Origin of the sequence: Streptomyces sp. NBC_00212 (assembly GCF_045206365.1) — a bacterium.
Classification (GTDB): Bacteria; Actinomycetota; Actinomycetes; order Streptomycetales; family Streptomycetaceae; genus Streptomyces.
This window is the reverse complement of sequence record NZ_CP108115.1, coordinates 3,908,122-3,924,331: the sequence shown is the minus strand read 5'-3', so window position 1 is coordinate 3,924,331 and position 16,210 is coordinate 3,908,122. Positions and strand designations below refer to the sequence as shown.

Annotated in this window: 14 protein-coding genes; 5 read left to right on the top strand and 9 right to left on the bottom strand. The window is 72.2% G+C overall.

The features are described from left to right. Window positions 1–24: 24 nt before the first annotated feature. Window positions 25–1,032: a FecCD family ABC transporter permease gene (locus tag OHA17_RS17870; RefSeq protein WP_406507438.1), complete on the bottom strand. Its 1,008-nt coding sequence runs from the start codon at window positions 1,030–1,032 to the stop codon at window positions 25–27. A 153-nt stretch (window positions 1,033–1,185) separates the two neighbouring features. On the opposite strand from OHA17_RS17870, the gene OHA17_RS17865 reads away from it, so the two are divergent. Further along, window positions 1,186–1,818: an HAD family hydrolase gene (locus OHA17_RS17865; RefSeq protein WP_406507437.1), complete on the top strand. Its 633-nt coding sequence runs from the start codon at window positions 1,186–1,188 to the stop codon at window positions 1,816–1,818. Between the two features lie 57 nt (window positions 1,819–1,875). Here OHA17_RS17865 and OHA17_RS17860 read toward each other — a convergent pair whose 3' ends face one another. Beyond that, window positions 1,876–2,163: a hypothetical protein gene (locus tag OHA17_RS17860; RefSeq protein WP_406510748.1), complete on the bottom strand. Its 288-nt coding sequence runs from the start codon at window positions 2,161–2,163 to the stop codon at window positions 1,876–1,878. A gap of 135 nt (window positions 2,164–2,298) precedes the next feature. Between OHA17_RS17860 and OHA17_RS17855 the strand changes: the two genes are divergently transcribed. Then, window positions 2,299–2,682: a cold-shock protein gene (locus OHA17_RS17855; protein WP_053724374.1), complete on the top strand. Its 384-nt coding sequence runs from the start codon at window positions 2,299–2,301 to the stop codon at window positions 2,680–2,682. A gap of 5 nt (window positions 2,683–2,687) precedes the next feature. Here OHA17_RS17855 and OHA17_RS17850 read toward each other — a convergent pair whose 3' ends face one another. The 4 genes from OHA17_RS17850 to OHA17_RS17835 form a co-directional block, all read right to left on the bottom strand. Beyond that, window positions 2,688–3,545: a 1,4-dihydroxy-6-naphthoate synthase gene (locus tag OHA17_RS17850; protein WP_406507436.1), complete on the bottom strand. Its 858-nt coding sequence runs from the start codon at window positions 3,543–3,545 to the stop codon at window positions 2,688–2,690. Then, complete coding sequence (locus OHA17_RS17845; protein WP_406507435.1) at window positions 3,532–4,278, bottom strand: futalosine hydrolase; 747 nt, start codon at window positions 4,276–4,278, stop codon at window positions 3,532–3,534. Before OHA17_RS17845 ends, OHA17_RS17850 begins: the two co-directional genes overlap by 14 nt. Before the next feature lie 17 nt (window positions 4,279–4,295). Further along, window positions 4,296–4,793 (bottom strand): DUF2771 domain-containing protein, encoded by a 498-nt coding sequence (locus tag OHA17_RS17840; RefSeq protein ID WP_406507434.1) that lies wholly within the window; start codon window positions 4,791–4,793, stop codon window positions 4,296–4,298. Window positions 4,794–4,873: 80 nt separating this feature from the next. After that, window positions 4,874–6,229 (bottom strand): MFS transporter, encoded by a 1,356-nt coding sequence (locus OHA17_RS17835; RefSeq protein ID WP_406507433.1) that lies wholly within the window; start codon window positions 6,227–6,229, stop codon window positions 4,874–4,876. A 338-nt stretch (window positions 6,230–6,567) separates the two neighbouring features. Here OHA17_RS17835 and OHA17_RS17830 point away from each other — a divergent pair, with 338 nt between their 5' ends. Together OHA17_RS17830 and OHA17_RS17825 are read left to right on the top strand one after the other, a co-directional pair. Next, window positions 6,568–7,488, top strand: a complete 921-nt coding sequence (locus OHA17_RS17830) for a DUF3027 domain-containing protein (RefSeq protein ID WP_398877598.1) — start codon at window positions 6,568–6,570, stop codon at window positions 7,486–7,488. A gap of 797 nt (window positions 7,489–8,285) precedes the next feature. Then, a complete protein-coding gene (locus OHA17_RS17825) occupies window positions 8,286–11,393 on the top strand; it encodes a sacsin N-terminal ATP-binding-like domain-containing protein (RefSeq protein ID WP_406510747.1) in 3,108 nt (1,035 codons plus the stop codon). 108 nt (window positions 11,394–11,501) lie between these two features. Here OHA17_RS17825 and OHA17_RS17820 read toward each other — a convergent pair whose 3' ends face one another. Together OHA17_RS17820 and OHA17_RS17815 are read right to left on the bottom strand one after the other, a co-directional pair. After that, a complete protein-coding gene (locus tag OHA17_RS17820; protein ID WP_406507432.1) occupies window positions 11,502–13,919 on the bottom strand; it encodes a cation-translocating P-type ATPase in 2,418 nt (805 codons plus the stop codon). A gap of 106 nt (window positions 13,920–14,025) precedes the next feature. Next, complete coding sequence (locus tag OHA17_RS17815) at window positions 14,026–14,316, bottom strand: DUF2530 domain-containing protein (protein ID WP_053724834.1); 291 nt, start codon at window positions 14,314–14,316, stop codon at window positions 14,026–14,028. 204 nt (window positions 14,317–14,520) lie between these two features. Here OHA17_RS17815 and OHA17_RS17810 point away from each other — a divergent pair, with 204 nt between their 5' ends. After that, window positions 14,521–15,975, top strand: coding sequence for an NCS2 family permease (locus OHA17_RS17810; protein ID WP_406507431.1), 1,455 nt, complete (start codon window positions 14,521–14,523; stop codon window positions 15,973–15,975). 23 nt (window positions 15,976–15,998) lie between these two features. On the opposite strand, the gene OHA17_RS17805 is transcribed toward OHA17_RS17810, so the two are convergent. Then, complete coding sequence (locus OHA17_RS17805) at window positions 15,999–16,181, bottom strand: ribbon-helix-helix protein, CopG family (protein WP_053724844.1); 183 nt, start codon at window positions 16,179–16,181, stop codon at window positions 15,999–16,001. Window positions 16,182–16,210: the final 29 nt, after the last annotated feature.

The window sequence follows — 16,210 nt, the reverse complement described above, 5'->3', positions numbered from 1 at the left end:
CCTTCCTGATCCGATGGACGCCGCTCATGCCGGGACCGCCTTCCTGCGGACCAGCGTCACCAGGAACGGCACGCCGATCAGGGCGGTCATCACGCCCGCCGGGATCTCGCTCGGCGGGAAGACGATCCGGCCGACGGTGTCGGCGACCAGGAGCATCACCGGGCCCACCAGGGCCGCCATCGGCAGCACCCAGCGGTGGTCGCTGCCCACGATCGCGCGGGCGATGTGCGGGATCGCGAGACCGATGAAGGCGATCGGCCCGGCCGCCGCCACCCCGACGCCGGTCAGCACGGTCGCGCCGATGCCGCCCAGGACGCGTACCGTCGCGACGTTCTGGCCGAGGCCCTTCGCCACGTCCTCGCCGAGCGCCAGGGCGTCAAGGCCGCGTGCGACCCAGGCCACCAACACGACGCCGACAAGGAGGAACGGCCAGATCTGGTGGGCGACTTGGGCATCGCGGCCGGCCAGCGAGCCGACCTGCCAGAAGCGGAACTCGTCGAGCGCCGCGGCCTTCGTGGTGAGCACGCCCATCGTCACGGACACGAGCAGCGCGTTGATCGCGGCGCCGCTCAGCGCGAGCTTCACCGGCGTCGCCCCGCCGCGCCCGCTGGAGGCGATCGCGTAGACGACGACCGAGGCGATGGCCGCGCCAGCGAAGGCGAACCACACGTACCCGGTCAGCGTGTGCACGCCGAGGAAGGCGATCGCCAGGACCACCCCGACCGAGGCGCCCTGGCTGATGCCGAGGATGCCGGGGTCGGCGATGGGGTTGCGGGTGATGCCTTGGAGGACGGTGCCCGCGACCGCGAGGGCGGCGCCGACCATCAGGCCGATCAGGGTCCGCGGCACCCGCAGTTCGCGGACGACCTCGGCGTTGGGGGTGTGCGCGCCGCCGAACAACGCGTCCAGGACCTCGGACGGCGGGATCTGGCGCGCGCCCACGGCGAGCGAGAGCAGGACCGCGACCAGGAGCGCCGTGACGGCCGCCGCCGTCGCGAGCACGCGTCTGGTCCGGCGGGGTGCGGCTGGCATAGGGCCCATCACAGGTTGGTATTCGGCGAGGCGGTCGAGGCGAGGTGGTCGGGATTGGGTAAGGCGGTCGGGACGAAACGGCGGGATTTGGTAAGGCTTAGCTAACTACGGCCGCCAGTCTAAGGGCCCGGCCGCCCCGCCCACCTGGGCACAATGGCCTTCATGCCCATAGACGCGCCCACGGTCGGCTTCGACCTCGACATGACCCTGATCGACTCCCGGCCCGGCATCCGCGCCGTCTACCAGGAGCTTTCCGCCACCACCGGGACGTACATCGACGCCGAGCAGGCCGTCAGCAGGCTCGGGCCGCCGCTGGACTGGGAGCTGCGGCACTGGTTCCCCGAGGAGCTCATCGCCGAGATGGTCCTCAAATACCGTGAGATCTACCCCACACGCGCGATCCTGCCCACCCCCGCGCTGCCGGGAGCCGCCGACGCGGTGCGCGCGGTGCAGGAGCTCGGCGGCCGGGCCGTAGTCGTCACCGCCAAGAACGAACCGCAGGCCAGGCTGCACCTCGACCACCTCGGCATCACCCCGGACGAGGTCGTCGGCGGGCTGTGGGCCGAGGGCAAGGCGACCGCGCTGCGCGAGCACGGCGCCGCGGTGTACGTCGGCGACCACCTCGGGGACGTCCTCGGCGCACGCGCCGCGGGCGCCCTCTCCGTCGCGGTGCCGACCGGGCCGATCGGCGCGGCCGAGCTGCGCGAGGCCGGCGCCGACGTCGTCCTCGACGACCTGACGTCATTTCCGGCCTGGTTGAAGGGTTATGCCGCCGAACGCGCTTGACAGCGGGGCCTCGTACTTGCGTACGGGGCCGGCCGGTTCAGGTGAGCGGCGGCCGGGTCAGGCGCGGGCCTGGCGGCGCTGTTCCGCGACGGTGCGCAGCACGCCCGCCCCCGCGATCAGGAAGCCGACGCCCATCAGCATGCAGACGAGATAGGCGAACGACGGGAACGGCGCGGTGTGCAGGAACAGCGGCGCCACCGTGACCAGCGTGGCGAGCGCGCCGACGAAGAACACGACGACGCCGACGCGAACCAGCCGATCACCGGTGGTGGGGGCGTCGCGGTCGGCCTTGGCCTGGGTTTCGGTACTCACCCCGCCAGGGTAGTTCCCTGCTCGTAAGGACAGGCCGGGACGTCTTGTCAGCTGCCCCTGGACCATTAGCCTTGGTGTCGGCGGGTCGGAAGGCGACCCGCTGTAGTGCTATCCAGAGCCGTTTTCGGCGCCCCGCACACAACGACGAGTACGAGGACGAGGACAGACGTGCCTACCGGCAAGGTCAAGTGGTTCAACAGCGAGAAGGGCTTCGGCTTTCTCTCCCGGGACGACGGCGGCGACGTCTTCGTCCACTCCTCCGTGCTCCCCGACGGGGTCGACGCACTCAAGCCCGGACAGCGCGTCGAGTTCGGCGTCGTCGCCGGGCAGCGCGGTGACCAGGCCCTCTCCGTCACGGTCCTCGACCCGGCCCCCTCGGTCGCCGCAGCCCAGCGCCGCAAGCCCGACGAACTGGCCTCCATCGTGCAGGACTTGACGACGCTCCTGGAGAACATCACACCCATGCTGGAGAAGGGCCGCTACCCGGACAAGGCGGCCGGCAAGAAGATCGCCGGCCTGCTGCGCGCGGTGGCAGACCAACTGGACGTCTAGTCCGCTCAGTTCTTCACGAATTCCAGCGCAGCGCGGCCGAGGGGCGGTACGAGCCCCTCGGCCGCGGCGCGGGTCAGCAGGCCGCGCACCGCGGCGTAGCCGTCCTCGCCGAGGTCGGCGGTGAACTCGTTGACGTAGAGCCCGATGTGCCGGTCGGCCACGGCCGGGTCCATCTCCTGGGCGTGCTCCAGTACGTAGGGCCTCGACGCCTCGGGGTCGTCCCAGGCGAGCCGCACGGAGGTGCGGGCCGACTCGGCGAGCAGCCGCAGCGTGTCCTCGCCGAGGGAGCGCTTGGCGATGATCGCGCCGAGCGGGATGGGCAGGCCGGTCGTCGACTCCCAGTGCCGGCCCATGTCGGCGAGGCAGTGCAGGCCGTAGTTCTGGTAGGTGAACCGGGCCTCGTGGATGACGAGTCCGGCGTCGACCTTGCCGTCGCGCACCGCGGGCATGATCTCGTGGAACGGCATGACGACGACCTCGCCGACCCCGCCCGGCACGACGTCCGCGGCCCACAGCCGGAACAGCAGGTACGCCGTCGACTTCTCGCTCGGCACGGCGACGGTCTTGCCGGTCAGGTCAACTCCGGCTTCCCTGGTGAGGACGAGCGGGCCACAGCCCCGGCCGAGCGCGCCGCCGCAGGGCAGCAGCGCGTACTCCTCAAGCACCCACGGCAGCACCGCGTACGACACCTTGAGCACGTCGAACTCGCCGCGCTCGGCCATGCCGTTGGTGATGTCGATGTCGGCGAACGTCACGTCCAGCGCGGGCGCGCCGGGCACCCGGCCGTGCGCCCAGGCGTCGAAGACGAAGGTGTCGTTCGGGCAGGGAGAGTAGGCGATCTTCAGGGGCTCAATCGGGCTCATGGGGTGTCCAACTCTCCAATACGGGCGGAAGCTTCCCGAATGCGTCGGTGAGGGCGGCGAGCGCGTCGCCGATCCGCCAGGCCGAACGGTCGCGCGGGCCGACCTCGTTGGAGATCGCGCGGATTTCGAGGGCGGGCAGGCCGTACTGGTCGGCGGCCTCGGCGACGCCGAAGCCCTCCATCGCCTCGGCGAACGCGCGCGGGTGGCGGGCCAGGAGTTCGGCGGCGCGCTCGGCGGTTCCGGTGGCGGTCGTGACGGTGAGGACGGTGCCGTACGCGGCGTCCAGCGCTCGCGTCGCGCGGCGGCCGAGCGAGCCGAGTACGTGCACCTCGTGGCGGCCGAAGCCGAGCTCGGTGACGGGGATGAAGCCCTCGGCGGAGCCCGCGCCCAGGTCGGCCGCGACGATGCGCGAGGACACGACGAGGGTGCCGAGCGGGGCGACGGCGGGGAAGCCGCCGCCGATGCCGGCCGAGATCACCAGGTCGTAGCCGGGTCCCCGGCCGAGTGCGAGGGCGGTGCCGGCGGCCGCGGCGGCGGGGCCGACGCCCGCCGGATAGACATGGATCTCGTGCCCCGCGCGTCCGTGCCGGGTCAGCGGCGAGGCGCTGTCGGGCCCGGCGATCAGGGCGCGCCGGACGAACTCCTCGCCGAGGCGCGCGTATCCGGCGGCGGCGAGACCGGCGGCGACGGAATCCGCCTCCGCCGCCACCGCGGTCACGACCAGCACGCGCATCAGGCGGGGCCCGGTCGTCAGGAGTTGGTGCGCTTGAGCGAGAAGCTCCAGACCGACTCGGGCTTGTTGTCCTTGTCGACCTGCACGATGCTGATCTTCTTCTCCTTCGGCGCGGCACCCTGCCCGCCGGTCGAGAAGACGTCGGCGCCGGGGAAGCTCCGGTAGGTCTGGGCGGACGCCTCGGTGATCGGGCTGCCGTCGAGGAGCGCGATCCACTTGCCGCCGTTCTCGACGACCTTGGGGTCGACGCCGAGGCGCAGGGTCGCACCGGGCGCGTAGTCGATCGACTTGGCGTCCTTGACGCCGCTGAGGCAGCTGGTGAGCTTGGCCTCGGCGAGCGGCTTGCCGTCCTCGCCGCGGCAGGACGCCTCGGTGTTGACGGAGTTCGTGCCGACCGTCACGGTCGCGAGAGGCGTCGGCTTGTCGCAGGCGGAGAGGACGAGGAGTCCGGCGGAGGCGGCGGCGAGTGCGAGGCCGGCCCGGCGGGTCCTACCGGAATTGAACGCAACGGTCATGGAGCGAAGGCTATCGGTCGACCCCAGCCAAGCCGCGCGGGGGTGCGGCGTGCCGTGTCGTACGTCGCTCCGTACGGGGCTCAGGCGACCCGGGGATGCGGGGTGCCGCGCCGGGCCGCGCCGAGCAGGCCCCGTACCGAGACGGCCGCGCCGAGTGCCAGCAGGGCCGCGGCCACCGACATGCCCAGGATCCCGTTGAGCGGCAGGGCGATGCCGATCGCGCCGCCGAGCACCCAGGCCACCTGGAGCAGCGTCTCCGAGCGGGCGAACGCGGACGTACGGACCTCCTCCGGCACGTCGCGCTGGATCATCGCGTCCAGGGACAGCTTGGCCAGCGCCTGGGTGAGCCCGGCCGTCGCGCCCAGCACGGCCACCATCAGGCCGCTGAAGAACGCCGCCGACAGGACGGCCGCGCCCAGCGCGATCGTCAGCATCGTCACGATCAGCACCTCGGGCCCGCGCGCCCGCAGCAGCGAGCCGACCGCCGTGCCCAGCGCGTTGCCGACGCCCGCCGACACCCCGACGATGCCGAGCGAGACGGCCGCGCTCTGCCCGGACAGCGGGTGCTCGCGCAGCAGGAACGCCAGGAAGAAGATCAGGAATCCGGAGAGCGCGCGCAGCGCGGCATTGGCGTACAGGCCGTTCAGGACGGACACGCCGACCGTACGCAGACTGGGCCGCAGGCCGCTGCGGTCGGAGAGTTGCGCCCTGGCCTCGCCCTTGGCCGAGTCGACCTTGTGGGGCAGCGTGAAGGCCAGGAACGTACCCCCGGTGAAGATGCAGAACGCCCCGTAGAGCGGCCACTCGGGCCCGATGCGGGAGAGCCCGGCGCCGATCGGGGCGGCGATGCCCGTGGCGAGCAGGCCCGCGAGGGTGACCCGCGAATTCGCCTTCACCAGGGAGAAGCGGGGTGGCAGCAGGCGCGGCACCACGGCGCTCCTGACCACGCCGTACGCCTTCGAGGCGACCAGTACGCCGAGCGCCGCGGGATAGAGCTCCAGGCCGCCGGTGGCGACCGCGCCGGACATCGTCAGGGCGAGCAGCGCGCGGGCCAGCATCGCGCCGGCCATCGCGGCGCGGCGGCCGTGCGGCATCCGGTCGAGCAGCGGGCCGATCACGGGCGCCAGGAGAGTGAACGGTGCCATGGTGATCGCCAGGTAGAGGGCGACCCGGCCGCGCGCCTGGTCGGTCGGCACGGAGAAGAACACGGTCGAGGCGAGCGCCACCGTGATCATGACGTCGCCGGCGCCGTTCACCGCGTGCAGCTCGATCAGTTTGCCGAGGCCCGACTCACCGGCGCCGTGCGCGTGGGTCGCTTTTCTGATCGAACGGGCCGTCCCCGTGAACGGCAGGTGCAGGGCGTGACCGACCGCCCGGCCCGCCTTGCGGAGGCGGCCGGACGCGTCCGAAGACCCTGACGACCTCGCGGTTGCCACCCCGCCATAGTGCCCCAAGCCCGTCCGACCCGAACCAGGATTCGGACGTGCAGGTGGGCCGGGGGCCACGAAGGGGGTAGCGTGACAGGCGCGCCGCCCGCGGCTGCCCAAGGCCGCGCGCCTATCCGTGATCCCGCAGAATGGATTGCAGAAGGTGCGCCTCCACGCTCATACGGAGCAAGGGGGACTCCCTTGGTCAGTGAAACTGGACAGTCGCTGGGCAGTTGATCGCCCGGGCGCGGACGTTGACGCGGCCCCCTGGTCCGCTCCGCCCGCCGCCCGTACGCATTCGGCTCCCCGGCGCACCCGTGAGACGGCGTAGGAGAGAAGCGAGACCTGTGAGTGCTGCGACGACGCGAAGCCGTACCCCTGACCGCCTGTGCGCCGAGGCGGTCGACCTAGCCCGCGAGGCGGCGGAGGAAGCCGCCGCACCCGGTGTGGTCGGCGAGCATGTGGCCCTGGTTTCGGAGGGCGACCGGGTCGTCACGCACTTCTTCGAGTGCAAGGAGTTCGGCTACCGGGGCTGGCGCTGGGCGGTGACCGTCGCCCGGGCGTCCCGCGCCAAGCTGGTCACCCTCGACGAGACGGTCCTGCTGCCCGGCCCGGACGCCCTGGAGGCCCCGGAGTGGGTGCCGTGGAGCGAGCGGCTGCGCCCCGGTGACATGGGCCCGGGCGACCTGCTGCCCACCGAGGCCGACGATCTGCGCCTGGAGCCCGGATATTCCGGCGAGGACGTGCCGCCGCCGAACTCCGTGGTCTCCGAGGAGATGGCCGAGCGGGTCGACGCGGAGGACGCCGAGCTGGCCGACCTGTCCGACGCGGAGGCCCCGGCGGGCACCGCGCGCGGCTCCATCGCGGCCGTCGCCGAGGAACTCGGCATGCGGCGGGCGCGGGTCCTTTCCCGGTACGGGCTGCACACGGCGGCCGACCGGTGGGAGGAGTCCTTCGGCGGCAAGACCGCGATGGCTCAGGCGGCGCCGGCCTCCTGCGTGTCCTGCGCCTTCCTCGTCCCCATCGCGGGATCCCTCTCCCAGGCGTTCGGAATCTGCGCCAACGAATTCGGTCCTGCGGACGGGCGTGTCGTGGCCCTCGACTACGGCTGCGGGGGCCACTCCGAGGCGGCGGTCATGCCGAAGCCGCCCCGGCCGGCCCCGCCCGTCCTGGACACGGTGGCCCCCGACGTCCTGGCCCTGCGGCCGTCGCGCGAGGGCTCCGTGCCGGACGCGCCGGACGCGACGGAGGACCTGGGCCACTCGTAACCCTGGCCCGGGTCGGGGGCGCCCGGGGCTCCGCCCCCGACCCGGAGCTCCCTGGGGCTGCGCCCCAGACCCCGGGGGAGTTCGCCCACCCGCCCGTGCAGCGGGTTGGATGGTTCTGCTTCTGGGGGCTGCGCCCCCAGACCCCCCTTGCGGGGGCTCTGCCCCCTGCACCCCCGGGGGGTTTGTCCACCCTCCCCCAAGCTCTTAAGGAGCAGGGGGGACCCCCATCCCGTGACGGGGGTGGGGAGGGCTGAGCCCTGGGGCTGTGCCCCAGACCCCTTGCGGGGACTTCGTCCCCTGCACCCCTGCTTCGGGGGCTCCGCCCCCGGACCCCCGCTCGCGCCTGAAACGGCGCTCGTCCTCAAACGCCGGACGGGCTGAAGATGCCGACCCCGCCAGGATCGATCCTGCTAGGGGCGCGGGGCTGTGACATATGCGGCTCCGCCGCGTGGGCGCGACCAGCCACCCACGGTCCGCAGCCGAACGACCACCGACCACCGGCCGGAGCCGAACCACCACCCACCCCAGACCGCAGCCGAACCCCACCCACCCCCGGAGGGTCTAGGGAAGGGGCGGGGAGGGGCCCACGGGGTCTGGGGCGGAGCCCCAGTACACCCTGCCAAGCCGCACCCCCACCCCCGGAGGGCCACGCCGCGGAGCCGCGAAGTGTCACAGCAGGGCAGGGCCAAGGCGGGGGAAATTGAAGGCACGCGCCCAACGCGCGGTACCTTCGCCCCGCAGCCCCCCGGCACACGCGGGGGCAGGACAGAGCGGAGTACGGCGTGATCGTCAAGGCGATGGCGGCCGAAGGGGCCGACCCCTTCGGGACGGCGCGGCTGCGGCGCGGGGTCCTGAACGCCTGGGGCGCGGGCCCGGCCAGATTCCGCGAGGACGCCAACGCCGAGGAGGACCTCGCGCTCGGCGGCTACCGCGACCGCCTCGTCGTGGAGCTCGCCCAGAACGCCGCCGACGCCGCGGCCCGCGCGCACACCACGGGCAGGCTCCGGCTGACCCTGCACCCCGCGGGCCCCGACACCCCCGCCGTGCTGGCCGCCGCCAACACCGGCGCGCCGCTGGACGCCATCGGCGTCGAGTCGCTGTCCACCCTGCGGGCCAGCGCCAAGCGCGCCGACACCGAGGTGGCCGTGGGCCGGTTCGGCGTCGGGTTCGCCGCGGTGCTCGCCGTCAGCGACGAGCCCGCCGTGGTGGGCCGCACCGGCGGCGTGCGCTGGTCGCTCGCCGAGGCCCGCGAACTGGCCGCCGAGGCCGCCCACGCCAGCCCCGGCCTGGGCGACGAGCTGCGCCGCCGCGACGGACACGTACCGCTGCTCAGGCTGCCGCTGCCCGCCGAGGGCGCCGCCCCCGAGGGGTACGACACCGTCGTGGTGCTGCCGCTGCGGGACGGCACCGCGGAGGATCTCGTACGCCGCCTCCTCGACGGCATCGACGACGCGCTGCTCCTCACCCTCCCCGGCCTGACCGAGATCGTCGTCGAAACCCCGGACGCGACCCGGGTGTTGCGGCGGTCCGTGCACGACGACGACGCCTACGCCTACGTACACATCGACGACAGCCGGGATGAATCCATTCATCGCTGGCGGGCCGTCAGTCACCACGGGGCGATCCACCCGGACCTGCTCGCCGACCGGCCCGTCGAGGAGCGGCTGCGTCCGCACTGGACGGTGACCTGGGCGGTCCCGGTGGACGAGGACGGCGCGCCCGAGCGGCCCCGTACCGCCGCAGTGGTGCACGCGCCGACCCCCACCGACGAGCCGCTCGGCGTCCCCGCGCTGCTCATCGCGTCGTTCCCGCTCGACACCGCGCGCCGTCACCCCGCGCCCGGCCCGCTCACCGACTTCCTGGTGCAGCGCGCGGCCGACGCGTACGCCGAACTCCTCGGCGCCTGGCGGCCGGTGTCCACCGGCACCGTCGACCTGGTGCCCGGCCCGCTCGGCCGGGGCGAGCTGGACGGCGCCCTGCGCGCGGCGGTCCTCGAACGGCTGCCCCGCGTCGCGTTCCTGGCGCCCGCCGCGCCCACCGAGGAACTCGTCGCCCTGCGCCCCTTCGAGGCGGAGGTCGTCGAGGGCGCGGGCGCGGACACCGTGCGCGTCCTGGCCGAAGTCCTGCCCACCCTGCTGCCCGCCGGTCTCGAACGCCGCCCGGAACTGCGCACGTTGGAGGTCGGACGGCTGCCGCTCGGCGACGCCATCGAGCGGATCGCCGGGGCCGAGCGGGCCCCCGAGTGGTGGTACCGGCTCTACGACACGCTCGCAGGCGTCGACCCCGACCGGCTTTCCGGGCTCCCGGTGCCGCTCGCGGGCGGCCGCACCGTGATCGGCCCCCGGCAGATCCTGCTGCCGCTCTCCGACACCCCGGCCGACCTGGGCCGCCTCGGCCTGAAGGTCGCCCACCCGGACGCCGCCCACCCGCTGCTCGAAAAGCTCGGCGCGCTGCCCGCCACCCCGCGCGCTGTCCTGACGACCCCTCAGGTGAGGGCGGCCGTCGCCGCGTCGCTCGACAGCGGGGAAGTCTGGGACGAGGACGGCGGCCTCGACGCGGACGAACTCGCCGACACCGTACTGACGTTGGTGCGCGAGGCGAATCTCGCACCCGGCGACGAACCCTGGCTCGGCGCGCTCGCCCTGCCCGACGAGGACGGCGAACTCGCCCCCGCCGGTGAACTCGTCCTGCCCGGGTCCCCCTTCGCCGCCGTCATCCGGGAGGGTGAACTCGCCGAGGTCGACCGCGAGTTGGCCGACCGCTGGGGCGAGCAGCCGCTCACCGCGTGCGGGGTGCTCGCCACGTTCGCCCTCGTGCGCGCCACCGACGTCGTCCTCGACCCGGACGAACTGGAGCCCCGCGACGGCGATTTCGCCGAGCCGGACGACGCGGGCCTGCTGGACGCGGTGGACGTCTGGGCCGAAGACGCCCTGGACCGCCTCCCCGACTCCCCGGTCCCCCCTGTCGCCACCGAGATCATCGCGGTCCGGGACCTGGACCTGGTGGACGACGACTGCTGGCCGCAGGCCCTCGCCCTGCTCGCCCGGCCGCCGCTGCGGGACGCCCTGATCCAGCCGGTGCGCGTACTGCTGCCCGACGGCACGACCGAATCCGTACGCCCGTACACCGCCTGGTGGCTGCGCGACCACCCGGTGCTCGGCGGCCGCCGCCCGGCGGGCCTGCGCGCGGCGGGCTCCGACCCGCTCCTCTCCGGCCTGTACGAGTCCGCGGACGCGACGGGCTTCGACGACACGCAGGTGCTGCGGGCGCTGGGGGTACGCACGTCGGTGCCGGCCCTGTTGGACGAGCCGGGGGGTGCGGCGGAGCTGCTCGGCCGCCTGGCCGATGGGACGCGCCCGGTCTCGGGCTCTCAACTCCACGCGCTGTACACGGCGTTGGCGGACCTGGACCCCGAGCAGGTGACACTGCCGGACGAACTGAGGGTGGTGGTGGACGGCGAGGTCCGGGTCGTCGACGCGCCGGAGGCGGTCGTGGCGGACGCCCCGGACCTCCTCCCGCTCGCCACCGGCCGGGCCCTGCTGCCGGTGGCCCCGGCCCGCGCGGCCGAGCTCGCGGAGCTGCTCCAGGTGGGGCGGCTGAGCGAGCTGGGGTCGGCGGAGGTGACGTCGACGGGCGTAGAGCACGAGGTGCCGGCCGCGGTACGGGCCCTCCTTGGCCCGTCCACGCCTGCGACGTACGTGGAACACGAGGAACTCCTGGCAGGCGGCGTGGAACTGGACTGGCGCCGCCCGGCCGACGGAGTGGTCCACGCGGCGACCCTGGAGGGCGTGGCAGCGGGCCTCGCCTGGGCAGCGGGCCAGTGGCCCCGCCGCTTCGAGGTGGCGGCGCTGTTGGAAGACCCGTCGAGAACGGAGGAACTGGCACGGGACCGCTGGTTCGACTAGGCATCCTGGGCGGCACGGGGACGCGGCTGGCCGGGGCGCGCTGGGGCTTCGCCCCAGACCCCCAGCCCAGCCAACCCCGCGCAACGGGTGGGCGGGTGGGCGAACGCCCTAGTCCGGCCACCGTCGTACGACCCACCGCCACGCCACCTCCAGCACCCCCGAAGCCACCACCGCAATGCCGACGGCAGTCCACGGCATCACCGCCCCCACCAGCTTCAGCGCGAAGAAGTGCTGCAGCCACGGCACCGCGAGCACCAGCAGGAACGCCACTCCCATGGACACGACCAGCGCGATCCGCCACCACGTGTACGGGCGGGCGATGATCGCCAGGACCCACATCGAGACCAGGAACAGCGTCAGCGTCGTGACGCTGGTCTCCGCGTCCAGCTCGCCCGGCCCCGAGTAGTACGCCCGCGCGATCATGTACGTCACGAACGTGGCCACCGCCGCGATCACCCCGCTGGGGATGGCGTACCGCATCACCCTGCGCACGAAGTGCGGTTTGGCGCGCTCCTTGTTGGGGGCCAGGGCCAGGAAGAACGCCGGGATGCCGATCGTGAAGGTGCTCAAGAGAGTCAAGTGGCGGGGCAGGAACGGGTATTCCACCTGCGAGCACACCACGAACACCGCGAGCAGCACGGAGTACACCGTCTTCGTCAGGAACAGCGTCGCCACCCGCGTGATGTTGCCGATCACCCGCCGCCCCTCCGCCACCACCGACGGCAGTGTGGAGAAGCTGTTGTTCAGCAGCACGATCTGGGCCACCGCTCGCGTCGCCTCCGAGCCCGAGCCCATGCTCACGCCGATGTCCGCGTCCTTCAACGCCAGTACGTCGTTCACGCCGTCGCCCGTCATCGCCACCGTGTGGCCGCGCGACTGAAGGGCCGCCACCATGTCGCGCTTCTGCTGCGGGGTGACCCGGCCGAAGACCGCGTTGGAGTCGAGGACGTCGGCCATCTCGGCCTGGTCGGTGGGGAGTTGGCGGGCGTCGACCGTGTTGGCCGCGCCGGGCAGGCCGAGCTTTCCGGCCACCGCGCCGACGGACACCGCGTTGTCGCCGGAGATGACCTTGGCCTTGACGTTCTGCTCCTCGAAGTAGCGCAGGGTGTCGGCCGCGTCGGGCCGCAGCCGCTGTTCGAGGACGACCAGCGCGCTGGCCTTGGCGTCGGAGGCGATGTCGGGGTCGTCGAGCTCGCGGGAGGCACGGGCGAGCAGCAGGACGCGCAGGCCCTTCTCGTTGAGCGTGTCGATCTCCGACAGGGCCGGGTCGCCGGGCTTGAGCAGCACGTCGGGCGCGCCGAGCAGCCAGGTGCTGTTCTCGCCGTCGCCCTCGCTGAACGCGGCGCCGCTGTACTTGCGGGCCGAGGAAAACGGCAGCGACTCGGTGCAGCGCCACACCTCGCTGTCCGGATAGGCGTCGATGATCGCCTGGAGGGAGGCGTTCGGGCGCGGGTCGGACTCGCCCAGCGCGCCGAGCACTTTGCGTACGTACGCCTCGTCCGAGCCATTGAGGGGGCGCAGCTCCGTGACGTCCATGCCGCCCTCGGTGAGCGTGCCCGTCTTGTCGAGGCACACCACGTCGACGCGGGCCAGGCCTTCGATCGCGGGCAGTTCCTGCACCAGGCACTGCTGGCGGCCGAGCCGGATGACGCCGATCGCGAAGGCGACCGAGGTCAGCAGGACGAGGCCTTCCGGGATCATCGGGACGATGCCGCCCACGGTGCGGGCGATGGAGTCCTTGAAGTTGTTGTCCTTGACCACGAGCTGGCTGATGACCAGGCCGAGGGCGGTGGGGATCATCATCCACGTGACGTACTTGAGGATGGTGGAGATGCCGCTGCGCAGCTCGGAGTGGACGAGGGTGAACCGGCTCGCCTCTTCGGCCAGTTGAGCCGCGTACGCCTCGCGGCCGACCTTGGTGGCGGTGAACGCGCCGCCGCCCGCGACCACGAAGGCGCCCGACATCATCTTGTCGCCGGGCTTCTTGAGGACCGGGTCGGCCTCGCCGGTCAGGAGAGACTCGTCGACCTCCAGCCCGTCCGCCTCGACCGCCTCGCCGTCCACCACGATCTTGTCGCCGGGCCCGAGTTCGATGACGTCGCCGAGCACGATCTCGGAGGTGGAGATCTCGGCGGCCCGCCCGTCGCGCCGCACCGTCGGCTTGGCCTCGCCGATGACCGCGAGTCCGTCCAGGGTCTTCTTGGCGCGCATCTCCTGGATGATGCCGATGCCGGTGTTGGCGATGATCACGAAGCCGAAGAGGCTGTCCTGGATCGGCGCCACGACCAGCATGATCGCCCAGAGCACGCCGATGATCGCGTTGAACCGGGTGAAGACGTTGCCGCGGACGATCTCCGCGGTGGACCGACTGCTGCGGACCGGAACGTCGTTGACCTCGCCGCGCGCAACCCGCTCGGCGACCTCGGCCGTCGTCAGCCCGCCGGCCCGCCCCGCCGGCGCGGGACACTTCATGGGATGGACGGGGTCGAGTTCCGCCCCGGCGTCGATCTTGGCGCGCTGCGTCATGATTTCGACGGTACGGCGGGAACGGGCGCTTCACCTGCCGGGACGGCCGAACATCCGACCCTGGGAGGAGACGGATGGTCCTCTGGCCGTACACAGGTCCCGCGGGTTACTGACTTTCGGCTCTTGCGTCCGGTCCGGAGCCGGCCGCCTGTTGTGCGGCGTGCCGCTTGATCGCCGCGTCGCGGCCGCGGACGTACCAGATGCCGATGAGGCCGAGGCCGCCGCCGGCCAGGCAGGTCCACACCCACCACAGGTGGCCGTGGTCGTCGAACCAGCCGTAGAAGGGGAGCTGGACGAGGAAGAGGACGAACCAGAGGATCGTGCCGCCGGTGATGGTGGCGACCACGGGGCCCTCAAGGGGCTCCGGCGCCTCGTGTTTCGGTGTCCACTTCGCCATGCGATCAGTGTAGGGCGCGGCTATTCCCGGAAATTCTGTCTACGGCCGGTCCAGTCGGCCCTTGGGTCTACGCGCGGAGATGGTGATCTTCGACTTATGTATTCATACTGAAACGGCTTACGGCTGACTCATTCTGTTCGTTAAAACGTCCAAAGAAGTTCGGGTACGTGCCGTTTCCCCGCCCCTTCACGACTGAGGTTCCGCATGCCCCCCTCGGCCCCCGACAAGGTCGACGCCGCAGCTCAGCCGCCGGCACCCGCCGAGCCGACCAACGGCCTGGACCGCTACTTCAAGATCTCCGAGCGGGGCTCCAGCATCGCCCGTGAGATCCGTGGCGGATTCGCGACCTTCTTCGCGATGGCGTACATCATCGTGCTGAACCCGATCATTCTCGGCAGCGCGAAGGACATGTACGGTCACCAGCTCAACAGCGGGCAGCTGGTCACCGCGACCGTGCTCACGGCGGCCTTCACCACGCTGCTCATGGGCGTCATCGGCAACGTGCCGATCGCGCTCGCGGCGGGGCTCGGCGTCAACACCGTGGTCGCACTCCAGCTGGCGCCCCGGATGAGCTGGCCCGACGCCATGGGCATGGTTGTCCTGGCCGGCTTCGTGGTGATGCTCCTGGTCGCCACCGGCCTGCGCGAGCGGGTCATGAACGCGGTGCCGCTCGGCCTGCGCAAGGGCATCGCGATCGGCATCGGCCTGTTCATCATGCTGATCGGCCTGGTCGACTCGGGCTTCGTCTCGCGCATCCCGGACGCCGCGCACACCACCGTGCCGCTCGAACTCGGCGGCAACGGGCACCTGCTCGGCTGGCCGGTCCTGGTCTTCGTCCTCGGCGTGCTGCTCACGCTCGCGCTGATGGTCCGCAAGGTGCCGGGCGCGATCCTGATCTCCATCGTGACGATGACGGTCGTCGCGATGATCATCAACGCGGTGGCCACGGTGCCGTCCTGGGGTCTGACCACCCCGAAGTGGCCGGGCAATCCGGTCGCCGGCCCGGACTTCGGGCTCGTCGGCCAGGTCAGCCTCTTCGGCGGGTTCTCCAAGGTCGGCCTGCTGACCGGCATCCTCTTCGTCTTCACCGTGCTGCTCTCGACCTTCTTCGACGCCATGGGCACGATCATGGGCATCAGCGACGAGGCGGGCCTGACCGACTCCCAGGGCAACATGCCCGGCATGAACCGGGTCCTGTTCGTCGACGGCATCGCGGTCGCGGCGGGCGGCGCGTCGTCCTCGTCCGCCACCACCTGCTTCGTGGAGTCCACGGCGGGCGTCGGCGAGGGGGCGAGGACCGGCTTCGCGAACGTCGTGACGGGCGGCCTCTTCACCGTCGCCCTGTTCCTGACCCCGCTCGCCACGATGGTGCCCTCCCAGGCCGCCACCCCGGCGCTGCTCGCGGTCGGCTTCCTGATCCTGTCCGGCTCGATCGGGCAGATCGACTGGGCGGACTGGACGATCGCCATCCCGGCCTTCGTGACGATGCTGATGATGCCGTTCACGTACTCGATCACCAACGGCATCGGCATGGGCTTCATCACCTTCACGGTGCTGCGCCTGGTGGCCGGCCGGGCCCGCGAGATCCCGATCGCGATGTACATCGTCTCGGCCGTCTTCGGCTTCTACTACCTGATGCCGGCGCTCGGACTCACGTAGCGGACAGCCCCCGGCGGGGCGGTTCACGCCGCGCCGTAGAACCTCTCCGTCTCATCCACCGCCGCGTTGAAGCGTTCGTCGAAGTCGTCGCGAATGAGCGTCCGGACCACATAGTCCTGGACGCTCATTCCGCGTTTCGCGGCATGGTGCCTGAGCCGTTCGAGCAGCTCACCGTCTATCCGCAGGCTGAGCACGCTGGTCCCCATGGAGCGAGGGTCGCCGCCCGCCGGGGCAT

What these genes read in the sequence shown, in the direction of transcription:
- OHA17_RS17870 (WP_406507438.1), bottom strand. Translation starts at nt 1,032, where the DNA reads ATGCCAGCCGCACCCCGCCGGACCAGACGCGTGCTCGCGACGGCGGCG.
- OHA17_RS17865 (WP_406507437.1), top strand. Translation starts at nt 1,186, where the DNA reads ATGGCCTTCATGCCCATAGACGCGCCCACGGTCGGCTTCGACCTCGAC.
- OHA17_RS17850 (WP_406507436.1), bottom strand. Translation starts at nt 3,545, where the DNA reads ATGAGCCCGATTGAGCCCCTGAAGATCGCCTACTCTCCCTGCCCGAAC.
- OHA17_RS17845 (WP_406507435.1), bottom strand. Translation starts at nt 4,278, where the DNA reads ATGCGCGTGCTGGTCGTGACCGCGGTGGCGGCGGAGGCGGATTCCGTC.
- OHA17_RS17840 (WP_406507434.1), bottom strand. Translation starts at nt 4,793, where the DNA reads ATGACCGTTGCGTTCAATTCCGGTAGGACCCGCCGGGCCGGCCTCGCA.
- OHA17_RS17825 (WP_406510747.1), top strand. Translation starts at nt 8,286, where the DNA reads ATGGCGGCCGAAGGGGCCGACCCCTTCGGGACGGCGCGGCTGCGGCGC.
- OHA17_RS17820 (WP_406507432.1), bottom strand. Translation starts at nt 13,919, where the DNA reads ATGACGCAGCGCGCCAAGATCGACGCCGGGGCGGAACTCGACCCCGTC.
- OHA17_RS17815 (WP_053724834.1), bottom strand. Translation starts at nt 14,316, where the DNA reads ATGGCGAAGTGGACACCGAAACACGAGGCGCCGGAGCCCCTTGAGGGC.
- OHA17_RS17810 (WP_406507431.1), top strand. Translation starts at nt 14,521, where the DNA reads ATGCCCCCCTCGGCCCCCGACAAGGTCGACGCCGCAGCTCAGCCGCCG.
- OHA17_RS17805 (WP_053724844.1), bottom strand. Translation starts at nt 16,181, where the DNA reads ATGGGGACCAGCGTGCTCAGCCTGCGGATAGACGGTGAGCTGCTCGAA.